The organism is Moorena sp. SIO4E2 (assembly GCF_010671945.1).
Lineage (GTDB): Bacteria > Cyanobacteriota > Cyanobacteriia > Cyanobacteriales > Coleofasciculaceae > Moorena > Moorena producens.
In genome coordinates, this window is the sequence record NZ_JAAHIE010000739.1 from 1 (window position 1) to 1,294 (window position 1,294).

The window sequence follows — 1,294 nt, forward strand, 5'->3', positions numbered from 1 at the left end:
TAGACCATCAATAATATGTGCTTATAGTTTAAACCGGATTGGATATTACTCAACCTGGGGCATCCTATGGAAATTTCCTTAATTAAACAAGGGCAATTAAATGCCCAGAACTGGTCTGGCACTGATATAACACCAGACGTGTCAGTGGTGGTACCAATCTACAATGAGGTGGAGAGTTTGCCCCACCTGATTCATGCGATCGCATCCACCTTAACCGATACTAAGCTCACCTATGAGCTTATTTGTGTCGATGATGGGTCCACAGATGGTTCAACCCAACTGCTCAAGGAACAAGTCCTCTCCCGCCCTGATTTGCGAGGGGTAATTTTGCGTCGCAACTATGGTCAAACTGCTGCGATGGCAGCTGGGTTTAATTATGCTCGGGGTCGTGCCATTGTTACCTTAGATGGTGACCTACAAAATGATCCAGCCGACATTCCCATGCTGCTTGCCAAACTTGAGGAAGGATATGACTTGGTTAGTGGCTGGCGTAAAAAACGGCAGGATGCGGCTGTGACTCGTTTACTGCCATCCAAAATTGCCAACTGGCTGATTGGACGCACCACTGGGGTTAAACTCCATGACTATGGCTGTTCTCTGAAAGCTTATCGCTCGGAATTGGTAGCAGACATGAACCTGTACGGTGAGTTACATCGGTTTTTACCAGCCTTGGCATTTATTGAGGGGGCAAGAATTACCGAGTTACCCGTGCGTCACCATGCTCGTCGCTATGGTAGTAGTAAGTATGGTCTGGGGCGAACGTTCCGGGTGCTAATGGATTTGTTGACCATCTTCTTTATGAAGAAATTCCTCACCCGACCCATGCATGTATTTGGATTACTAGGTCTGAGTTCCCTAGGCACGGGCATAATCATTGGGACTTATCTGACCATTCTCAAGCTAGGTCTTAATGAAGATATCGGGGATCGGCCTTTACTAATCTTGGCAGTACTCTTGATCTCGACTGGTGTACAACTGTTTAGTCTTGGTCTACTAGGAGAACTACTGATGCGTACTTACCACGAATCTCAGGGAAGACCGATTTATCGGGTCAGAGAAGTGGTGTCCTTTAATGTTGAACAACCTTAGTGATAAGTAGGTGAGCTTAATTATCCGTAAAATAGCGATTGAGATTCAAAATGCTGAAAACCCCTTTAATAAAGGGTTTCAGCTTTATTTTCGTATTTTGAGTTTTAACGTTTATTTATGCCCACCTACTTATCAATTGGAAATCAAGTTGGTTAGTGGCTAACCAAAGTATCATCGTAAGCATTCAGCATTCAGCCCTTAGCTG

At 44.7% G+C, this 1,294-nt stretch carries 1 protein-coding gene; it reads left to right on the top strand.

The annotated features are described in order from the left end of the window. The first annotated feature begins 66 nt into the window (after positions 1-66). A complete protein-coding gene (locus F6K37_RS36315; protein WP_008180938.1) occupies positions 67-1,089 on the top strand; it encodes a glycosyltransferase family 2 protein in 1,023 nt (340 codons plus the stop codon). Positions 1,090-1,294 lie beyond the last annotated feature (205 nt).